This window comes from Salipaludibacillus aurantiacus (assembly GCF_900111295.1).
GTDB classification, from domain to species: Bacteria; Bacillota; Bacilli; order Bacillales; family Salisediminibacteriaceae; genus Salipaludibacillus; species Salipaludibacillus aurantiacus.
In genome coordinates, this window is the sequence record NZ_FOGT01000020.1 from 1 (window position 1) to 16708 (window position 16708).

Below are 16708 nucleotides of genomic sequence, written 5' to 3' on the forward strand. Positions count from 1 at the left end.
GGGAACAAGTATTGGTCTCTCCTCTACAATAGGAGCTTTTTTTGTGTTTGTAAACTTAAAATTACAATATATTCCATTCGTGCAAGGCTACTGGGTCTGACCCCATATTGAAAAGTATTTGCAGCAGATAGGATGTTGCAGTGCAGCTTGTTTCGTGTTATATTTTTAGAAGGTTTTGATGTCGATTTGGAGGTGTAGACTGTGGAAGCTGTTGCATCCGTTTTGCTAGTGATTGTATCACTTTTATTAATTGGCGTAGTATTGTTACAGTCCGGAAAAAGTGCCGGCCTGTCAGGTGCCATTTCCGGTGGTGCCGAGCAGTTAGTAGGAAAGCAGAAGGCCAGAGGGCTGGACGCTGTTCTTCAAAAAGCCACTGTGGTTCTTGGAACGCTTTTCTTCCTGTTAACATTGGCCGTTGCATTTTTTATGTAAATAGCTTAAGCAAAGCAGCAGACAGGGACAGTCTGCTGCTTTTTACGTGCAGGTTAATTTCCTTCCTGAATGGGAATAAAGAAGATATGATGAGCAAGGTACGTGACAGCACCAGGCTGTTTTTCATATGATAAATAAGTGTCTCATTCAGGAGTGATAGCTATGATTGGATGCCTGATCATCCATGGTTTTTCCGGTACCCCGGATGAAATTGCAGATATTGAACAGCACTTAAAGAAGAAAAACTGGCTCGTATACTGCCCCGAACTTCCAGGGCATGACGGGACTAAAGAAAGTATGAAGTCAGTTACTTATAAACATTGGGTTTTTAAAGCTAAAGTTGCTTTGGAGGAGCTAATGGACCGATGTGAAAAAGTCTATCTCATCGGTTTTTCTATGGGCGGTGTCATTGCCAGTTTTCTCGCCTCCCAATACCCGGTGGAAAGACTGGTCCTCCTCAGTGCCGCCGCCTATTACCTTAATCCGAAACAGATCGTACAGGACGTGACTGGCTGGTTTCTTGAAGGAGTACGCGGCGAACTTGATAAAGATGATTATTACCAGTTTTACCGCGAGAAAATTTTACGGACGCCGATGGCTGCCACGATTGAATTTGCAAAAATGGTCAAAAAGCTGCGTCCTCATTTAGATCAGATCACCGTCCCGACACTGGTCATTCAGGGAGAAAGTGATGGTCTTGTCCCACAAAAAAGCGCTGAATATATTTATGAGCATATCCAGTCAGAGGAAAAGAAACTGTACTTCTTTCCTGAGGCTAAACATTATATTTGGTTTGGCGATGGTAAGGATAAATTGCTTGAAGCGATTGACGACTTTTTTTCAGGGACAACCGATGGGGCGCTGAAGTCCGGGAGTGAATCTGAGGCAAAAGGAACAGGCTGACGGATCAACAAAGACGTGGTTCCGTCAGTCGAGGAAACTTATTAACTGATAAGAGTAACAACATGAAAGGAATGTTTGATAATGATGAAAGTTGCACAGCCAAAGCCATTCACCTTTGAAGGAGGGGAGCGGGCCGTGCTGCTCTTGCACGGATTTACAGGTAACTCTGCCGATGTACGCATGCTGGGGAGATACCTTGAAAAAAGAGGGTATACCTCACACGCTCCACATATGAAAGGACACGGAGTTCCTCCGGAGGAACTAGTCCACACCGGACCTGAAGACTGGTGGGATGATGTGCAGGCCGGATACCAGTATTTGAAAGAGATGGGCCATGATAAAATTGCTGTGGCAGGTTTATCCTTGGGGGGTGTATTTTCCTTGAAACTCGGGTACACACTACCTGTGAAGGGAATTATCCCTATGTGTGCACCAATGTATATAAAAAGTGAAGAAACAATGTATCAGGGTGTCCTGGAATATGCTAAAAAATATAAACAGTGGGAAGGCAAAGATGAGGGACAAATTGAAGAAGAAATGGCTAAATTTAAAGAGACGCCGATGAATACTTTAAAATCATTACAGGAACTTAATAAGGAAGTAAGAGACAACCTTGATATGATTTATACCCCTACTTTTGTCGTACAAGCCCGCCATGATGAAATGATTAACACCGACAGTGCAAATATGATTCATGATAATGTAGAAACAGACCAGAAAGAGCTTAAATGGTACGAGGAATCAGGACATGTGATAACGCTGGATAAAGAACGGGATCAGCTGCATGAGGATGTGTATGCCTTTTTAGAGGACCTGGACTGGGAAGATTAATTAGACGCCCACGCCCTAATCCGGCATGCTGCTTCCCGCAATGAAAGGAGATATAGATACAATGACAGACGCAACTAAAGACAGGATTCTTCATTATATGAAGGACGAAGCTGACAAGCCTCTTTCTATTAAAGAGATGGAAGAAGCATTCGGCCTGGAGGATTCAAGTCAATTCAAACAATTTGTCAAAACACTGAATGAACTAGAAGAAGACGGCGATGTCGTGCGTACCCGTACAAACCGGTACGGCCTGCCGGAGAAAATGGACTTGATCCGCGGAGAAGTCATTATGCATCCAAAAGGCTTTGCCTTTGTAAAAACGGAAGAAGGCATGGACGATATTTATGTGGCAGGTTCTGATATGAACAGTGCCATGAATAAAGATAAAGTGCTGGTCCGCCTGCAAAGAGATTCGAGCGGGGCCAGACCTGAAGGGACAATTATCCGTATTTTAAAGCGCGGGATTACCCAGACAGTAGGTACTTATGTAGATGATAAGTATTACGGGTTTGTGGTCTCTGATGATAAAAGGATTCCCGCTGACATTTTTATCCCGAAAGGTAAGGAATTAGGGGCAGTAGACGGCCATAAAGTCCTCGTGGAAATTACTAAATATCCTGAGGGGCGCATGAGCGCTGAAGGGCATGTGACGAAAGTGCTCGGCCATAAAAACGACCCTGGAGTAGACATTCTTGCTGTCATCCATAAACACGGACTGCCGGGCGAATTTCCGGACGAAGTTATTGAGCAGGCAAACAGTGTACCTGATGAGATCGCTTCTGACGAGTTAGAAGGGCGCCGTGACTTGCGCGATGAAACAATTGTAACCATTGACGGGGCAGATGCAAAAGATCTGGATGATGCCGTTCAGGTAAAAAGGCTGGAAAACGGTAATTACCTTCTCGGAGTCCATATCGCAGATGTCTCCCATTACGTCAAAGAAGGATCACCTATTGACGAAGAAGCTTTCGAGAGGGCGACGAGCTGTTATTTAGTGGACAGGGTGATCCCGATGATCCCGCACAGGCTGTCAAACGGGATTTGCTCACTTAATCCGCAAGTAGACAGGCTGACCTTATCGTGCGATATGGAAATTACGCCAAAGGGCGAGGTCGTCAACCACGATATTTACCAAAGTGTGATCCGTACAAACGAAAGAATGACTTATACAGACGTAAGGAAAATTCTCCTGGATGAAGACGATGAGGTTAAAGAGCGTTATGAACCCCTTATTCCATTTTTTAAAGATATGGAAGATCTGGCTGAAATCCTGCGCAGGAAACGTTTTGCCCGCGGAGCGATTGACTTTGACTTTAAAGAAGCTGGCGTGAAAGTGGACGAAGAGGGCAACCCGACGGATGTCGTAATCCGCGAGCGTACAGTCGCCGAAAAACTCATTGAGGAATTTATGCTTGCAGCGAACGAAACGGTAGCCGAACATTTCCACTGGATGAAAGTACCGTTCGTTTACCGTATTCATGAGGACCCGGACGAAGAGAAACTGAATCAGTTTCTTGAATTCATAACAAATTTCGGGTATGTCGTAAAAGGGACGTCTAACACTGTTCATCCGCGAGCCTTGCAGGAGCTGCTTGAAGAAGTCAAAGGAGAGCCTGAAGAAGCGGTCATCAGCACAGTGATGCTCAGGTCCATGAAGCAGGCTAAATACGATCCTGAGAATATCGGCCACTTCGGTTTATCGGCGGACTTCTATACCCATTTCACGTCACCGATTCGCCGTTACCCTGACTTGATTGTTCACAGATTAATACGGGCTTACTTAATTGAAGGAAAGCCGACAGAGAAACTGATCGAAGAATGGAATGACAAGCTTCCTGATATTACACGTCATTCATCTGAAATGGAACGCCGGGCCGAAGAAGCCGAGCGTGAAACAGACGAAATGAAAAAAGTTCAGTATATGGAAGATAAAGTCGGCCAGGAATATGAAGGGATTATCAGCGGTGTAACAAACTTTGGTCTGTTCGTGGAACTGCCGAATACGATCGAAGGACTTGTGCACGTCAGCTATTTGACAGACGACTATTACCACTATGACGAAAAGCACTATGCCATGATCGGTGAGAGGACAGGGAATGTCTTCCGCATCGGTGATGAAATTGAAGTTCGCGTGACAAATGTCAACGTTGAAGAACGTATTATTGATTTTGAAGTAGTCGGCATGAAACCGCGTAAACAGAGAAAGAAAGAGACCCCGCGGGTGATTGAAGGCGGCAGCCGCAAAAAACGCGGTAAGAAAACGGAAGGCCTCAGCCTGGGTGACAAAAAACAGGATAAAAAATCCGGAGGCAAGGGCAAAAAGCGCAAGAAAAAAGCGTTTTATGAAAATGTGCCAAAAAATAAACGCTTAAAAGGGAAAAAGAAGAAGAAATAGAGTAACCGAAGCTCATCCCGTGCGGGTGGGCTTTTGAATTTTTGCTGGATATGGGGTTTAAATGAAGTTAAACAGCGGGGCATGAGGGATCTATCGGGGGAAATGAGAGTTCTATCGGCGAAACTGGGGGTCCTATCAGCGAAAATTGAGATCAATCAGCGAAACTGGGGGCCCTATCAGCGAAAATCACGTTCAATCAGCGAAAAAGGAACTCCTATCAGCGAAACCCGCACCACACCTATCACGATTAAACAAATTGAAGCTCTATCCGAATTTTGGTATGATTAGATAATGAGGCAGATGGAAAGGATGCAGGAATCATGGCTACAGAAGGAAAACAAATCGCACAAAATAAGAAAGCGCGCCACGATTTTCATATTGAGGACACATACGAAGCTGGAATGGTTTTAACAGGAACAGAAATTAAATCAGTCCGTAACCGGAGAGTCAATTTAAAAGACTCGTTTGCGCGTGTTTCCCAGGGAGAGGTCTGGCTGCACAATCTGCATATCAGCCCTTACGAACAGGGGAACCGGTATAACCACGATCCTGTCCGGACGCGAAAACTCTTGCTTCACCGCAAGCAGATTAATCAGCTCATCGGAATGACCCAGCAAAAAGGATATACCCTCGTTCCGCTGAAAATTTATATTAAAAACGGGGTTGCAAAAGTTTTAATAGGCCTCGGTAAAGGGAAAAAGAAACATGATAAGCGTGAGGATCTGAAGCGGAAAGATGCAAAAAGAGAAATCCAGAGAGCCTTTAAAGACCAGCAGCTGGGACGTTAACCGATGCGAAGCTTTCCATTTGACTGGGAGCTCTGATATGTTATAATAGTATTTGTCGTTAAGGAAAAGTGTATATAAGATCTATCCTTAATGTTCTCTTATCTCTTGGGGACGTTCTGGATTCGACAGGGATAGGTCGTGCTTAAGTCGCGAGTCGAGCTGGGTGTCCTCGTATAAAACGCCCATCGCCTATAGTTGGCAAACAAGATAACGATTTCGCTTTAGCAGCGGCGTAAAAACCCTGCTAGCGGTTCCTCCCTTCATCGCCCATGTGAAGGATCAGGGACTCACTCTAAGTGGGATACGCCTTGAGTTCTCCACCTGAGGACAATAGGAAGAGATTAATCAGGTTAGCCGCACGGAAGCCTGTTAGTTGGCTGAAGTGACGGCGAAACACTAATAAACTGACTACGCTCGTAGAAGCTTAAGTTGCGTTATCTCTGGACGTGGGTTCGATTCCCACCGTCTCCACCATACATACGTATATGGTGGTTTTTTTATTTGCTTTGAGTTGCTTACGTTCCCCTCCTTATCTACATCCCTTTTTTTCATCCAGTTGCCCCCAGCATTCCAATAATTATTCTCTTTCCGAAATATTACCTTGCTATACAAAGCAGTTTACTGTGCTAAAATGGAAGAACAAATTGTTGCAGAGGACTGGATGTTATGTTTAGTTTTGATAATTATTTATTCTCTTTACTGGTCGTTTTAGTGCCGGTATTTGTTTATTTTGCTTATTTATATAAAAGGGATTTTTTTAAGGAGCACTCAGTCGTTTTCGGTCTGCTTTGCTGCTTGGCAATTATTATGTCCATGAGCTATCCTTTGGAGCTTGAAACGGGTTATATCTTTGATCTGCGCACGATTCCGTGGCTCCTGGCCTTCTTTTACGGTGGATTGAAAATGGGAATGGCGGCTACCGCTGTATTAATAATCTACAGACTATTCATCGGGCTGGACGAAGGCTTTTTTATTGTCCTTGTATCGTATGTACTGGGAAGCGGAGCTATTATTTTTTTCCTTAACAAGTACAAGGAAGGAATGCTTAAAGAACGGATTAAAATCAGTGTTTATCTTACTTTATTGAATAACGTATTAATTTTGACGGGGATCTATTTCTTTATGGAGAACGTCAGCAGAGACGTACTGCCCGGGTTTTTTGCTTATTTCATGCTATCCCATCTTGTCACGATGATTCTCGTGGTCTTTATAATAGAGACGTTAAAGGAGAAAGAGCAGAATAAAATAGCACTCCAGCAGACTGAAAGGGTCAGGCTAATTGGTGAGATGGCTGCATCCGTAGCCCATGAAATAAGAAATCCGCTAACTGTTGTTAAAGGTTTTGTACATATCCTTAAAAACGAAGAGAACTTAACAGACAAGCAAAAAAGTTCTCTGAAATTAATGGATTCTGAATTGGAGAGAGCAGAGAAAATAATTACTGATTACTTATCGCTGGCAAAATCAGAAAAGAAAAACGCCACTGAAATTGATATCAGGGAAATTATAAAAAATACTGCCGATGTAGTGGAACCATACGCTTTAATGAACGGCACAACAATTACTAACTGTGTAGACAGCCCTTACTACGTCAGAGGGAATGCCAGTGATTTAGGGCAAGTGTTTTTAAATTTATTTAAAAATGGCATAGAAGCCATTGATGGAAAAGGAACAATTACCGTTAACGCAGTGAAAAACGGAGACGTCGTGGAAATAACTATTTGTGATACAGGAAGAGGAATGAGTGAAGAAGAAATAAAACGGCTGGGCACCCCTTTCTACACGACAAAAGATCAAGGTACAGGGATGGGGACGATGCTCTGCTATAAGATAATAGATAATTTAAACGGACAAATAAAAGTAAAAAGTACGAGAGGGGAAGGGACCGCTTTTAACATCAGCCTGCCTCTGTGCAAAAAACAGAAGTAATTGACGTATGCCGGTGGTTTTCCCCTGGAGGGGTGTGGTCAGCGGGATTGACAGGAGCCAGCAAAATAAATGCGGCAAGTATCCACCCGATCGCCCCAAGATATATATTGACCAGTTTTCGCTTTGACAGATTGTTCAGCAGTATAAAAGAAAATACTATGACACTGATCAGAAGCATGCTGCTAAGGAAAAGAAGGTTATAGGCTTCTTTCAAAGTAACCATATCTGCAACCATCGCCATCATCATTGCAGCCATCAGCCCGCTGAAAAATCCCTCAACGGCAGCAAGGAAATGGAACCGCCATCCTATCAGCAAACCGGTAACAGAAGCGGATGCCACACTAAAGACAGTAGATTGAAATAACAGGCCATGAAAGAGAATGCCCGTAACGGCTCCGATACATAATCCTGCAGCCATGGCTATGGCCATAGTTATAACCATCTCTTTCATAGGACTGTTTTTTTGATTTATAAAAAACGTCGATAAATATATGATCAATAAAGTGGTAAAAAGAAAGCTGATAAATAAGCTCAACTTTATTTCCTCCTTTCAGGCTTCTTTGTAAAAGGTATGTCCGCATTTTTTCGATATGAGTATGAAATAAAGGAATGAATGATTAATATGCAGAATAGCTCACTTATTCTTATCAAGGGATAGGTGAGTTTTTTTGAAGTCATTATCCGCTTTATATGGCAGCTTAGAGAAGAGTGATCCGGGTCGCGTTATGAGGAGATGAAAAAAACCGGCTGGCCTTGGAAGGCACAGCCGGACGAAGTATTTATTTCAAGCTGGCAGCTTCTTTATAGTAAGTGGCCAGCACTTCCATGCCTTTATCAAAATGCTCAAGTGGAAAGCTCTCGTTAGGGGAATGCAGGTTGTCTTCAGGCGTACCGAAACCGAGAAGGACAACAGGGATATTAAACAGCTGGTCGATCTGCTCGACTACAGGAATAGAGCCGCCGAGACGAACAAAAACTGTTTCTTTTCCAAATGCTTCAGAAAGACTGTCTGCTGCTTTTTTAAGCAAAGGATGGTTAGGATCTACTTTATATGCTTTCGCCGAAAGAGGTTCACGTTTAACAGAAACAGTGACGCCTTTTGGAGGGTTTTCTTCAATGTAACTGACGAGCAGATCCTGGATTTTCTGAGGGTCTTGTCCAGGGACTAAACGGCAGGTTAGTTTAGCAGAAGCAGAGGATGGAATAATGGTTTTTGTTCCTTCCCCCTGATAGCCGCTCGTTAAGCCGTTTATTTCAAGGGTAGGCCGCGCCATAATATGCTCGTTTACAGTAAATCCTCTTTCAGGTGCAGTCTCCGGAATGCCGACTGTTTCGACATAATTTTCGCCAGGCGCTTCATTCATAAGCTTCCTTTCATCTTCCGGCAGCTCTTCAGCATCTTCGTAAAAACCAGGTACTGTGACATGCTCTTCAGCGTCTTTTAACGAAGCAAGAATATGGCTTAATGCCATTGCGGGATTTTTAACTGCCCCGCCATACAAACCGGAATGGAGATCTCTGTCCGGGCCTTTTACTTTGATTTCAAGCCCGGTAAAACCTTTCAGGCCGTATAGCATTGTCGGCTGCCCTTTATCGACCATTCCCGAGTCCGATATAAGAGCAAAATCTGCTGAAAGCATCTCTTTATTTTTTTCCAGAAACGGATAAAGGTTTTCACTGCCGATTTCTTCTTCTCCTTCAATGCAAACCTTCACATTGACAGGAAGCCGTCCCTCCGTTTTCATGTAAGCTTCTAAAACGGCAAGGTGCATAAATACCTGGCCCTTATCGTCACTTGCTCCCCGCGCAAAAATTTTGCCGTTGCGGATTTCAGGTTTAAACGGTTCACTGTCCCATAATTCATATGGATCAGCAGGCTGGACGTCATAATGGCCGTAGAAGAGGGCTGTCGGTGCATCTTGTGCTTCCAGCCATTCCCCGTAAACGAGCGGGTGGCCGGCAGTTTCTTTAATTTCTACTGATTTAAATCCGATTTCTTTTAAATAGTCTGCTACAAAACGGCCCGCTTTAAGGACATCTTCCTTGTGGGCTTGCTCAGTACTGATGCTCGGAATCGCAAGAAATTCTTCCAGCTTGCCGATTAACCGTTCACGGTTTTCTTTTAAATAATTTAAAACTGATTCAGACATTGCTTATTCCTCCTTTTCTGTTTATATTGTGGCATAAAAAGCCGGGGAAAACTATTGGAGAATAGCCGGGTTTGTAAACTAATCCCACTGTCGATGGCATGTGATTGGATAAACTGAATAAACTTAATTTAAGAGGTTATTAAAAACCTGCAGATGGAGGAATACGAAATGGATGGGAATATTCTTTTTGCTTTCAGTCTGACCTTAATAGCTGGACTCTGTACCGGCATAGGAAGTCTTCTTGCTTTTTTTACGTCCAGGACTAACACAAAGTTTCTGTCTTTTGCTCTCGGTTTTTCTGCAGGCGTGATGATCTATGTGTCAATGGTAGAAATTTTCTTTAAAGCACAAGTCACCCTTACAGGTGTACTCGGGTCACCAGCCGGAAACTGGACCACGGCGGCCGGTTTTTTCGGAGGGATGCTGCTGATTGCTGCGATTGACTCGATGATCCCGGAGCCCGGCAACCCTCATGAAGTAAAAAAAGTAGAGGACATGAGGTACCGTAAGAATAAAACAGGCGGGGAAACTGAATTACTTAAGATGGGCACCTTTACGGCTTTAGCGATCGCCATACATAATTTTCCTGAAGGAATGGCTACGTTTATAGCTGCTTTACAGGATCCTGCACTCGGACTAGCCATTGCCGTGGCCATCGCGATTCATAATATCCCTGAAGGAGTGGCTATCTCTGTACCAATCTATTACGCAACTGGAGACAAAAAGAAAGCATTTAAATTATCCTTTTTTTCCGGGCTTGCAGAGCCTCTGGGGGCATTGGCGGCTTTCCTTATTTTAATGCCGTTTTTAAATGAGGTCATGTTCGGTGTGATGTTTGCGGCGGTGGCAGGAATAATGATTTTTATTTCGCTTGATGAACTCTTGCCTGCCGCAAAAAAATACGATGAAACGCATCTTCCCATTTATGGACTGATGTTAGGGATGGCCGTAATGGCTGTCAGCCTTATCCTTATTTAAGGAATAAAAAAATTGGCAGCCTTTTCATAGTCAGAAAAAATCCTGTTTTCAGAAAACTCATTGCGTTGCTGTGCTAAAATGCGTATGATAGGGAATATAGACGCGATTTTTCCCGAAAGAAAATCGGATCATCGACTAATGTATAGAGAGAAGAAAGGATGACAAAGGATGGAAGGAAAAAAAGATCTGCGTATCCGCAGTAAAGTTATTAGTGAAGGTGTGAACAGAGTCCCAAACCGTTCTATGCTTCGTGCCGTCGGATTTACAGACGACGATTTCAAAAAGCCTATGATCGGGATTGCCAGTACATGGAGTGAGGTTACACCTTGCAACGTACATATTGATGCATTGGCAAGGCAGGCTAAAAGCGGGGCGAAAGACGGCGGAGGCGCGCCGATGATATTTAATACTATCACTGTGGCAGATGGGATAGCCATGGGGCATGAAGGTATGAATTATTCCCTCCCCAGCCGGGAAGTCATTGCAGATTCGATCGAAACGGTTGTTGGGGCAGAGAGGCTGGACGGTGTAGTTGCTATAGGCGGCTGTGATAAAACAACGCCAGGGTGCCTCATTTCAATGGGCAGATTTAACGTTCCATCTGTCTACGTGTATGGAGGAACCATCAAGCCCGGTAACTTAAATGGAGAGGATATTGACATCGTTTCATCATTCGAGGCAGTCGGCCAGCACCAGCAAGGGACGATTAATGATGAGCAGCTTCATAAAGTCGAATGCAGCGCTTGCCCGGGGCCTGGGGCGTGCGGCGGCATGTATACAGCCAATACAATGGCAGCTGCAGTGGAAGCGCTGGGAATGAGCATTCCGGGTTCATCTTCAACTCCGGCTGTAGATGATTATAAAGAACAGGAATGCCGCCAAGCCGGCGAGATGGTTGTTCAGTTACTTGAAAAAGAGATTTATCCTCGCGATATTATGACGAAAAAAGCATTTGAAAATGCCATCACTGTCGTCATGGCTCTTGGGGGCTCGACGAATGCTTTCCTTCATTTGACTGCAATCGCCCATTCAGCTGGAGTAGATCTAAGCCTTGATGACTTTGAAAGAGTCCGCGCCAATGTTCCTCATATTGCGGACTTAAAGCCAAGCGGTAAATATGTTATGCAGGACTTATTTGAAGTTGGAGGAGTTCCTGCGGTTATGAAGCTTCTTCACGAACATGGCCTGCTGCACGGTGACTGTCTGACAGTTACAGGAAAAACTGTGGCAGAAAACTTAGCAGAGGCGCCTTCACTTAAAGAAGGACAAGTTGTCATAAAGTCGATGGATGACCCTATTAAACCAAACGGTCCGTTAGTGGTTCTCCGCGGGAACCTTGCACCTGAAGGGGCAGTAGCAAAAATGTCAGGACAGAAGATCAGCCGGTTTGAAGGGTATGCGAAAGTATACGATAGTGAAGCGGAAGCGACTGAAGCGATTGAAGCAGGCGAGATTGTGGAAGGCGATGTGCTGGTCGTCCGCCAGGTAGGACCGAAAGGCGGACCAGGCATGCCGGAAATGCTGTCTATCACTGCTATGATTGTCGGGCGCGGCCTTGGAGGAAAAGTAGCCCTAATGACAGACGGGCGTTTCTCCGGCGGTTCCCATGGGTTCGTTATTGGCCACGTCGCTCCGGAAGCCTTTGTTGGCGGACCGATCGGACTGTTGCAAAATGGCGATAAAGTAACGATCGACAGCGGTACACAGGAAATTAATATGGATGTAAGTGAGGAAGAACTGGAGCAGCGGAAGCGCGACTGGAAACAGCCGCCGCTTAAATATAAGACAGGAATTCTGGCTAAATACGCCAAGCTTGTCTCTTCTTCAGCAAAAGGAGCAGTCACTGATGCCGACCTTGAGTAACTAAAAGGGGCGGTTATTAGAAAACATCAGTGTCCATAGACGTATGAAAGGCCCAGCTTAAATGGAAGCTGGGTTTTTTATGGTGATAAATTCCTCCACTTTTTTGACTGATCTGTGAACGTAAGTGTGATGGTGACCCACATCACATCGGCGGAGGTATCCTTCATGCTATTATTTAATTGAAAATAATTCTCATACAAATAATGAGGTGAGGCCAAATGAAAGAGATTTCGTTAAGTAAAACGGTCTATGAATTGTGTACGCAGCACCCTGAATTGGTTGAGGCCATGAGGCATATAGGGTTTGTAAATATAACAAAGCCGGGAATGCTCCAGTCGGCTGGGAGGATCATGACCATACCGAAAGGCAGCCGGGCAATGGGGATTCCATTGGAAGATGTAAAAAAGCAACTAATGCAGCATGGATTTAAAGTAATCAGCTGAAGGAGGAAAATTAAATGAGTGAAATGATTAATAATCGTGAGAGGGCAGTTCAGGAGAAATCAGAGCGCCAGCAGTTATTAAAAGAAATAATTAAAGAGCTTCATGAAGGAAAAAGTGTCTCCGAAGTGAAAGAAAGGTTTACAAAAGCGGTGGACCAGGTCACTGTGAGCGACATTTCAAAAATGGAGCAGGCGCTTATGGAAGAAGAAGGAATTTCCGTTGAAGAAGTACAAAGGTTGTGTTCCGTCCATACAGAAGTATTTAAAGGCTCTATAGAGGAAATCCACCAGAAGGAAGGACCGGAGCACACCCAGGGTCATCCTGTGCATACCTTTATTCAAGAAAATAAGGAAATTGACCGTCACGTTAATTTTACACTGAAGCTTCACAGGGACCAGTTTGAAAAAGTTGAATCCGAAGAAACGGCAAACAAATTGATAAAGGATCTAATAAAGCTTCTGGAGATTGATAACCATTACAGCCGAAAAGAAAATCTGCTTTTTCCGTACCTCGAAAGATACGGGATATTCGGACCGACCAAAGTCATGTGGGGGGTGGATGACCGCATCCGCGCTACAGTAAAAGAAGCTAGGAATCTGCTGACTAATGGGATTTGGATTAAAACAGATCTCTTAAAATCCCTCGATTATATTATCAGCGAAGTATCTGAAATGATTTATAAAGAAGAGCACATTTTATTCCCGCTTGCTTTAGAGAAATTAACAGAAGATGAATGGCTGAAGATTGAGAGAGAAGGAGATGTCATTGGGTACACCTTTATAGATCCGCCGGAGGCCTGGCAGCCTGAACGCGCTGATTTAGGAAATCCCTTCCTTAAAGATGGGGTAGTCCAGCTAAATACGGGTATTTTGTCTGTTCCACAGCTTGAACTGATGATGAACCACCTTCCGGTTGACATCACCTTCATAGATGAAAATGATACAGTCCGCTATTTTTCTCACGGGAAAGAACGGATATTCCACCGTACTAAATCGGTGATCGGACGGTCAGTGCAGAATTGCCATCCGCCTCAGAGCGCCCATATCGTAAACGACCTGCTCGATGATTTTAAATCAGGTAAAAAAGATGTGGAAGACTTCTGGATTCCTTTTAAAGACAAATTTGTACTGATCCGTTATTTTGCAGTGAGGGACGGAGAAGGAAATTATAAAGGGACGGTCGAGTTTACCCAAAATATTAAACCTGTTCAGGAAATTACCGGAGAGAAGAGGTTAATGTCATAGGCAGTTGTGCTAGTTCTTGCTGACATCTTTTTTAGGAATGAAGAGATTTTCTTTAAAAAAGAGTTTGACAAATCAAACTTTTAAATGATAAACTGATTCTCAACTTCATAAATAATTCTTATCATGAGAGGTGGAGGGACTGGCCCGACGAAGCCCGGCAACCAGTGGAAAAGAGATATCTTTTTCGCAAGGTGCTAATTCCTGCAAAGCATTCAATTATTTTGAATGATTTGGGAGATAAGGCGAATGAGCTGCAAGCATGTCATATCCGTAAACTCCCTTACATTTAATGTCAGGGAGTTTTTGATTTTCTGCTGGCGGAAGTGCGGCAGTTACAGTTAAATAGTAATTCTCTTATCGAGAGCGGCGGAGGGACTGGCCCGATGAAGCTCGGCAACCAGCGATAGAAAAATGGGAAGGACACTGCTGAAGTGGGAAGCGGTTTTTCAGCCTTTCATTTTTCTTTCTACGCCAGGTGCTAAATCCTTTAAAGTATTACAGCTTTAAAAGATAAGAGAGAGGAATCCAGCAGCATTCGTCTCTCTGTCTACCGGACCAGAGAGCTTTTTTAATTTTCTCTGTTAAACCGTGCTGATTTTAGTTCAGTTAAGGTGGAGGGGCATGATTAAATATCAGCGAAATAATCTCACCTTTTTTAAATACAGTCAATCCAGGAGGGAACAACTAATGAGTCAAGTCAAAAAAGTAGGTATTATCGGTTTTGGAACAGTTGGGAGCGGAGTTTATGAAACGTTACTTTCAAAGAAGGAAAAAGTCGAAAAAATAATCGGGAGCCAGTTCAGTATTCCGGTCATTTTAGTTAAGGATAAACAGAAACAAAGAGATATCAGCGGGGAAACAGCAGTTACAGACAGTTTTGAAGAGTTTGAGTCACTGGCTGAGCTTGATGCTGTGGTGGAGGCTTCCCCGGACGCAACCACGGCTTACCCGTTTGTAAGGCGACTTTTGCAAAAAGGGATTACTGTTATAACAGCTAACAAAGAACTGGTGGCAAAGCACGGGGAAGAGTTACTTAATTTAGCAGGCATCTATAACTGCAGACTGTTTTTTGAAGCGGCTGTAGCCGGAGGTATTCCAGTCTTAACCAGCGTACGCCATACCTTGAAAACGAACGACCTGGAGCGTATAGAAGGAGTCGTAAATGGCACATCCAATTTTATTTTAACTAAAATGAGAGAAGAAGGTACGGCCTTCCAAACAGCTTTGGAAGAAGCACAGGAACATGGATATGCTGAAGCTGTGCCGGATAAAGATGTGGACGGATGGGATGCCTATTATAAGACCACTATTCTCAGTCAGTGGATTTATGGGAAAGCTCCTGTATGGCTGACTGAAAAACCGGCCGGCATCAGAGGGACAGATGTTCGTGATTTACTTCTGGCCGACCAGTTAGGAGGACGTGTCAAGCATCTGGCGTCTCTTGAAAAAAACGGAGACACCATCACTGCTTCGGTAGGACCGCAGTTTGTTTTAAACGACCATCCGCTGTATGGTGTGGAAGGTGTTAATAATGGTATTCATGTTAAAGGCAGTATTGTCGGTTCACTGTTGTTTCAGGGGGCCGGAGCAGGTAAATTTCCTACAGCCAGTGCCGTTATAGAAGATCTAATAAATTACTGGAGCCATACAAGTGAAAAAGCGCCGCTTTTTGAGGATCACGACGAAGCTCCACAGCTTTCCGGGGTCAATCAGGAAAACGAGGAAACCAAAATAAAGCCGGAATATTCCGGCGTGTGGCTGGTGACTGGCAAACAGCTTGCGCTGCAGCTCGAAGGACAAAGAGCAGTTGAAAAACTGTCAGCTATTAAGAGGCTTGAAGGAAGAGAAGCTGTATTAGTTAAAGGCAAAAAGCACGACGTGACTGCTGCCATGTCAGCTTTAAACGATACCGTGCGGTTTTATCCCGTTTGCGGCGAACTTCAGTCGATTCTGCAGCTGAATGCTGTTACAGAACGATCAGTGTCTTAAATACAAAGTGACACTGGGAGAATAGATTAGTAACAAAAAAGAAACCCGAATAAAATTATGTTCGGATTTCTTTGGGATAAAAGCAGTGATATCAGTCCGCCAAGCGGCCGCTTGCCCAGGGGCTTGTCTTCAGCTAAACTCAACTCAGCGTGGAGCTGCGTTAGATTGGACCTTCAGCCTTAACCCCTTGGGCGTTGTCGTCTTATGTCCGCATTAGTCCTGATAAGATCAGGAAGGAGAAGGGCTTTCCATATTTGGATGTACGACATTCGTCATGTACAGGTGCAGGACCCATTCGCCTGCAGCTATGATGACCGCCGTTAAGAAGACGAGACCAAACGGGACGCCTCCACCTAATAGTGGAATAGACATGAGCCAGATTAATGCCATAACTAAGGCTAAATCGCTTATCGTGGCTATAATATTATTGGAGTTCCTTAATATTAACAAATCTCCTACAACGTAAGATACTGCTGTGACAGCAAGAGATAGCAAGACAACATCTACCGCCGGGTACCCGTTAAACCCGCTTAATACAATTAAGAAAACGAGGGAAACCATGATCAGTTTTAAGATTAATGCTTTGACATGTACCAAAGTATCGACCTCCTTTGGAAAAAACATTCCTTTTTTTAGGAGGGTGTAAACCTCTTAAAGCTAAATTCATTCTTTTTTTCCATTTAACTGGAACGAAAAAAGGGATTAAAAAAGGGGTCAGACCCCCAGTTAATGGAAAAATTAGACGCCTTATAAATTAAGGCGT

General features: G+C 43.9%; 15 protein-coding genes, 1 other RNA gene and 2 riboswitches. Of the genes, 13 read left to right on the top strand and 3 right to left on the bottom strand.

All coding sequences use genetic code 11. The features are described 5' to 3' along the window. Positions 1 to 201: 201 nt before the first annotated feature. The 8 genes from secG (at position 202) to BMW59_RS18380 (ending at position 7278) form a co-directional block, all read left to right on the top strand. On the top strand, positions 202 to 432 hold the full coding sequence (gene secG / locus BMW59_RS18345; RefSeq protein WP_093055226.1) for a preprotein translocase subunit SecG: 231 nt from the start codon (positions 202 to 204) through the stop codon (positions 430 to 432). 138 nt (positions 433 to 570) lie between these two features. Next, positions 571 to 1335, top strand: a complete 765-nt coding sequence (locus BMW59_RS18350) for an alpha/beta hydrolase (RefSeq protein ID WP_245733224.1) — start codon at positions 571 to 573, stop codon at positions 1333 to 1335. 84 nt (positions 1336 to 1419) lie between these two features. Then, entirely contained in the window at positions 1420 to 2166 is a 747-nt protein-coding gene (locus tag BMW59_RS18355; protein ID WP_093055378.1) for an alpha/beta hydrolase, read from the top strand. A gap of 61 nt (positions 2167 to 2227) precedes the next feature. Next, a complete protein-coding gene (rnr, locus tag BMW59_RS18360; RefSeq protein WP_093055230.1) occupies positions 2228 to 4561 on the top strand; it encodes a ribonuclease R in 2334 nt (777 codons plus the stop codon). A 102-nt stretch (positions 4562 to 4663) separates the two neighbouring features. Beyond that, positions 4664 to 4849 (top strand): hypothetical protein, encoded by a 186-nt coding sequence (locus BMW59_RS18365; protein WP_177174428.1) that lies wholly within the window; start codon positions 4664 to 4666, stop codon positions 4847 to 4849. Between the two features lie 32 nt (positions 4850 to 4881). Then, positions 4882 to 5349: an SsrA-binding protein SmpB gene (gene smpB, locus BMW59_RS18370; RefSeq protein WP_093055234.1), complete on the top strand. Its 468-nt coding sequence runs from the start codon at positions 4882 to 4884 to the stop codon at positions 5347 to 5349. Between the two features lie 107 nt (positions 5350 to 5456). Then, positions 5457 to 5823: a transfer-messenger RNA gene (gene ssrA / locus BMW59_RS18375) on the top strand. Between the two features lie 192 nt (positions 5824 to 6015). Further along, positions 6016 to 7278, top strand: coding sequence for an ATP-binding protein (locus tag BMW59_RS18380; protein ID WP_093055236.1), 1263 nt, complete (start codon positions 6016 to 6018; stop codon positions 7276 to 7278). Here BMW59_RS18380 and BMW59_RS18385 read toward each other — a convergent pair. Beyond that, positions 7247 to 7813, bottom strand: coding sequence for a hypothetical protein (locus tag BMW59_RS18385; RefSeq protein WP_093055238.1), 567 nt, complete (start codon positions 7811 to 7813; stop codon positions 7247 to 7249). The genes BMW59_RS18380 and BMW59_RS18385 overlap by 32 nt on opposite strands. Positions 7814 to 8057: 244 nt before the next feature. Further along, entirely contained in the window at positions 8058 to 9428 is a 1371-nt protein-coding gene (locus BMW59_RS18390; RefSeq protein WP_093055240.1) for a dipeptidase, read from the bottom strand. A 168-nt stretch (positions 9429 to 9596) separates the two neighbouring features. Between BMW59_RS18390 and zupT the strand changes: the two genes are divergently transcribed. The 5 genes from zupT (at position 9597) to BMW59_RS18415 (ending at position 15945) form a co-directional block, all read left to right on the top strand. Continuing rightward, a complete protein-coding gene (gene zupT, locus BMW59_RS18395) occupies positions 9597 to 10406 on the top strand; it encodes a zinc transporter ZupT (protein WP_093055242.1) in 810 nt (269 codons plus the stop codon). 168 nt (positions 10407 to 10574) lie between these two features. After that, positions 10575 to 12269 carry a dihydroxy-acid dehydratase gene (gene ilvD / locus BMW59_RS18400; protein WP_093055244.1) on the top strand — a complete coding sequence of 565 codons (1695 nt, stop codon included), beginning with the start codon at positions 10575 to 10577 and terminating at the stop codon, positions 12267 to 12269. A gap of 218 nt (positions 12270 to 12487) precedes the next feature. Beyond that, positions 12488 to 12712: a DUF1858 domain-containing protein gene (locus tag BMW59_RS18405; protein ID WP_093055246.1), complete on the top strand. Its 225-nt coding sequence runs from the start codon at positions 12488 to 12490 to the stop codon at positions 12710 to 12712. A 14-nt stretch (positions 12713 to 12726) separates the two neighbouring features. Beyond that, positions 12727 to 13956 (top strand): DUF438 domain-containing protein, encoded by a 1230-nt coding sequence (locus tag BMW59_RS18410; protein ID WP_093055248.1) that lies wholly within the window; start codon positions 12727 to 12729, stop codon positions 13954 to 13956. Positions 13957 to 14071: 115 nt separating this feature from the next. Further along, positions 14072 to 14200, top strand: a riboswitch (SAM riboswitch). 107 nt (positions 14201 to 14307) lie between these two features. Further along, a riboswitch (SAM riboswitch) is annotated at positions 14308 to 14473 on the top strand. Positions 14474 to 14643: 170 nt separating this feature from the next. Beyond that, a complete protein-coding gene (locus tag BMW59_RS18415) occupies positions 14644 to 15945 on the top strand; it encodes a homoserine dehydrogenase (protein WP_177174429.1) in 1302 nt (433 codons plus the stop codon). A 228-nt stretch (positions 15946 to 16173) separates the two neighbouring features. Here the strand turns inward: BMW59_RS18415 and BMW59_RS18420 are convergent, their stop codons facing one another. Then, complete coding sequence (locus BMW59_RS18420; RefSeq protein ID WP_177174430.1) at positions 16174 to 16542, bottom strand: DUF2512 family protein; 369 nt, start codon at positions 16540 to 16542, stop codon at positions 16174 to 16176. Positions 16543 to 16708: the final 166 nt, after the last annotated feature.

Coding starts and splice junctions, on each gene's coding strand:
- BMW59_RS18410 (WP_093055248.1), top strand. CDS start 12,727: ATGAGTGAAATGATTAATAATCGTGAGAGGGCAGTTCAGGAGAAATCA.
- BMW59_RS18355 (WP_093055378.1), top strand. CDS start 1,420: ATGAAAGTTGCACAGCCAAAGCCATTCACCTTTGAAGGAGGGGAGCGG.
- rnr (WP_093055230.1), top strand. CDS start 2,228: ATGACAGACGCAACTAAAGACAGGATTCTTCATTATATGAAGGACGAA.
- ilvD (WP_093055244.1), top strand. CDS start 10,575: ATGGAAGGAAAAAAAGATCTGCGTATCCGCAGTAAAGTTATTAGTGAA.
- smpB (WP_093055234.1), top strand. CDS start 4,882: ATGGCTACAGAAGGAAAACAAATCGCACAAAATAAGAAAGCGCGCCAC.
- BMW59_RS18380 (WP_093055236.1), top strand. CDS start 6,016: ATGTTTAGTTTTGATAATTATTTATTCTCTTTACTGGTCGTTTTAGTG.
- BMW59_RS18405 (WP_093055246.1), top strand. CDS start 12,488: ATGAAAGAGATTTCGTTAAGTAAAACGGTCTATGAATTGTGTACGCAG.
- BMW59_RS18365 (WP_177174428.1), top strand. CDS start 4,664: ATGAGAGTTCTATCGGCGAAACTGGGGGTCCTATCAGCGAAAATTGAG.
- BMW59_RS18415 (WP_177174429.1), top strand. CDS start 14,644: ATGAGTCAAGTCAAAAAAGTAGGTATTATCGGTTTTGGAACAGTTGGG.
- zupT (WP_093055242.1), top strand. CDS start 9,597: ATGGATGGGAATATTCTTTTTGCTTTCAGTCTGACCTTAATAGCTGGA.
- BMW59_RS18390 (WP_093055240.1), bottom strand. CDS start 9,428: ATGTCTGAATCAGTTTTAAATTATTTAAAAGAAAACCGTGAACGGTTA.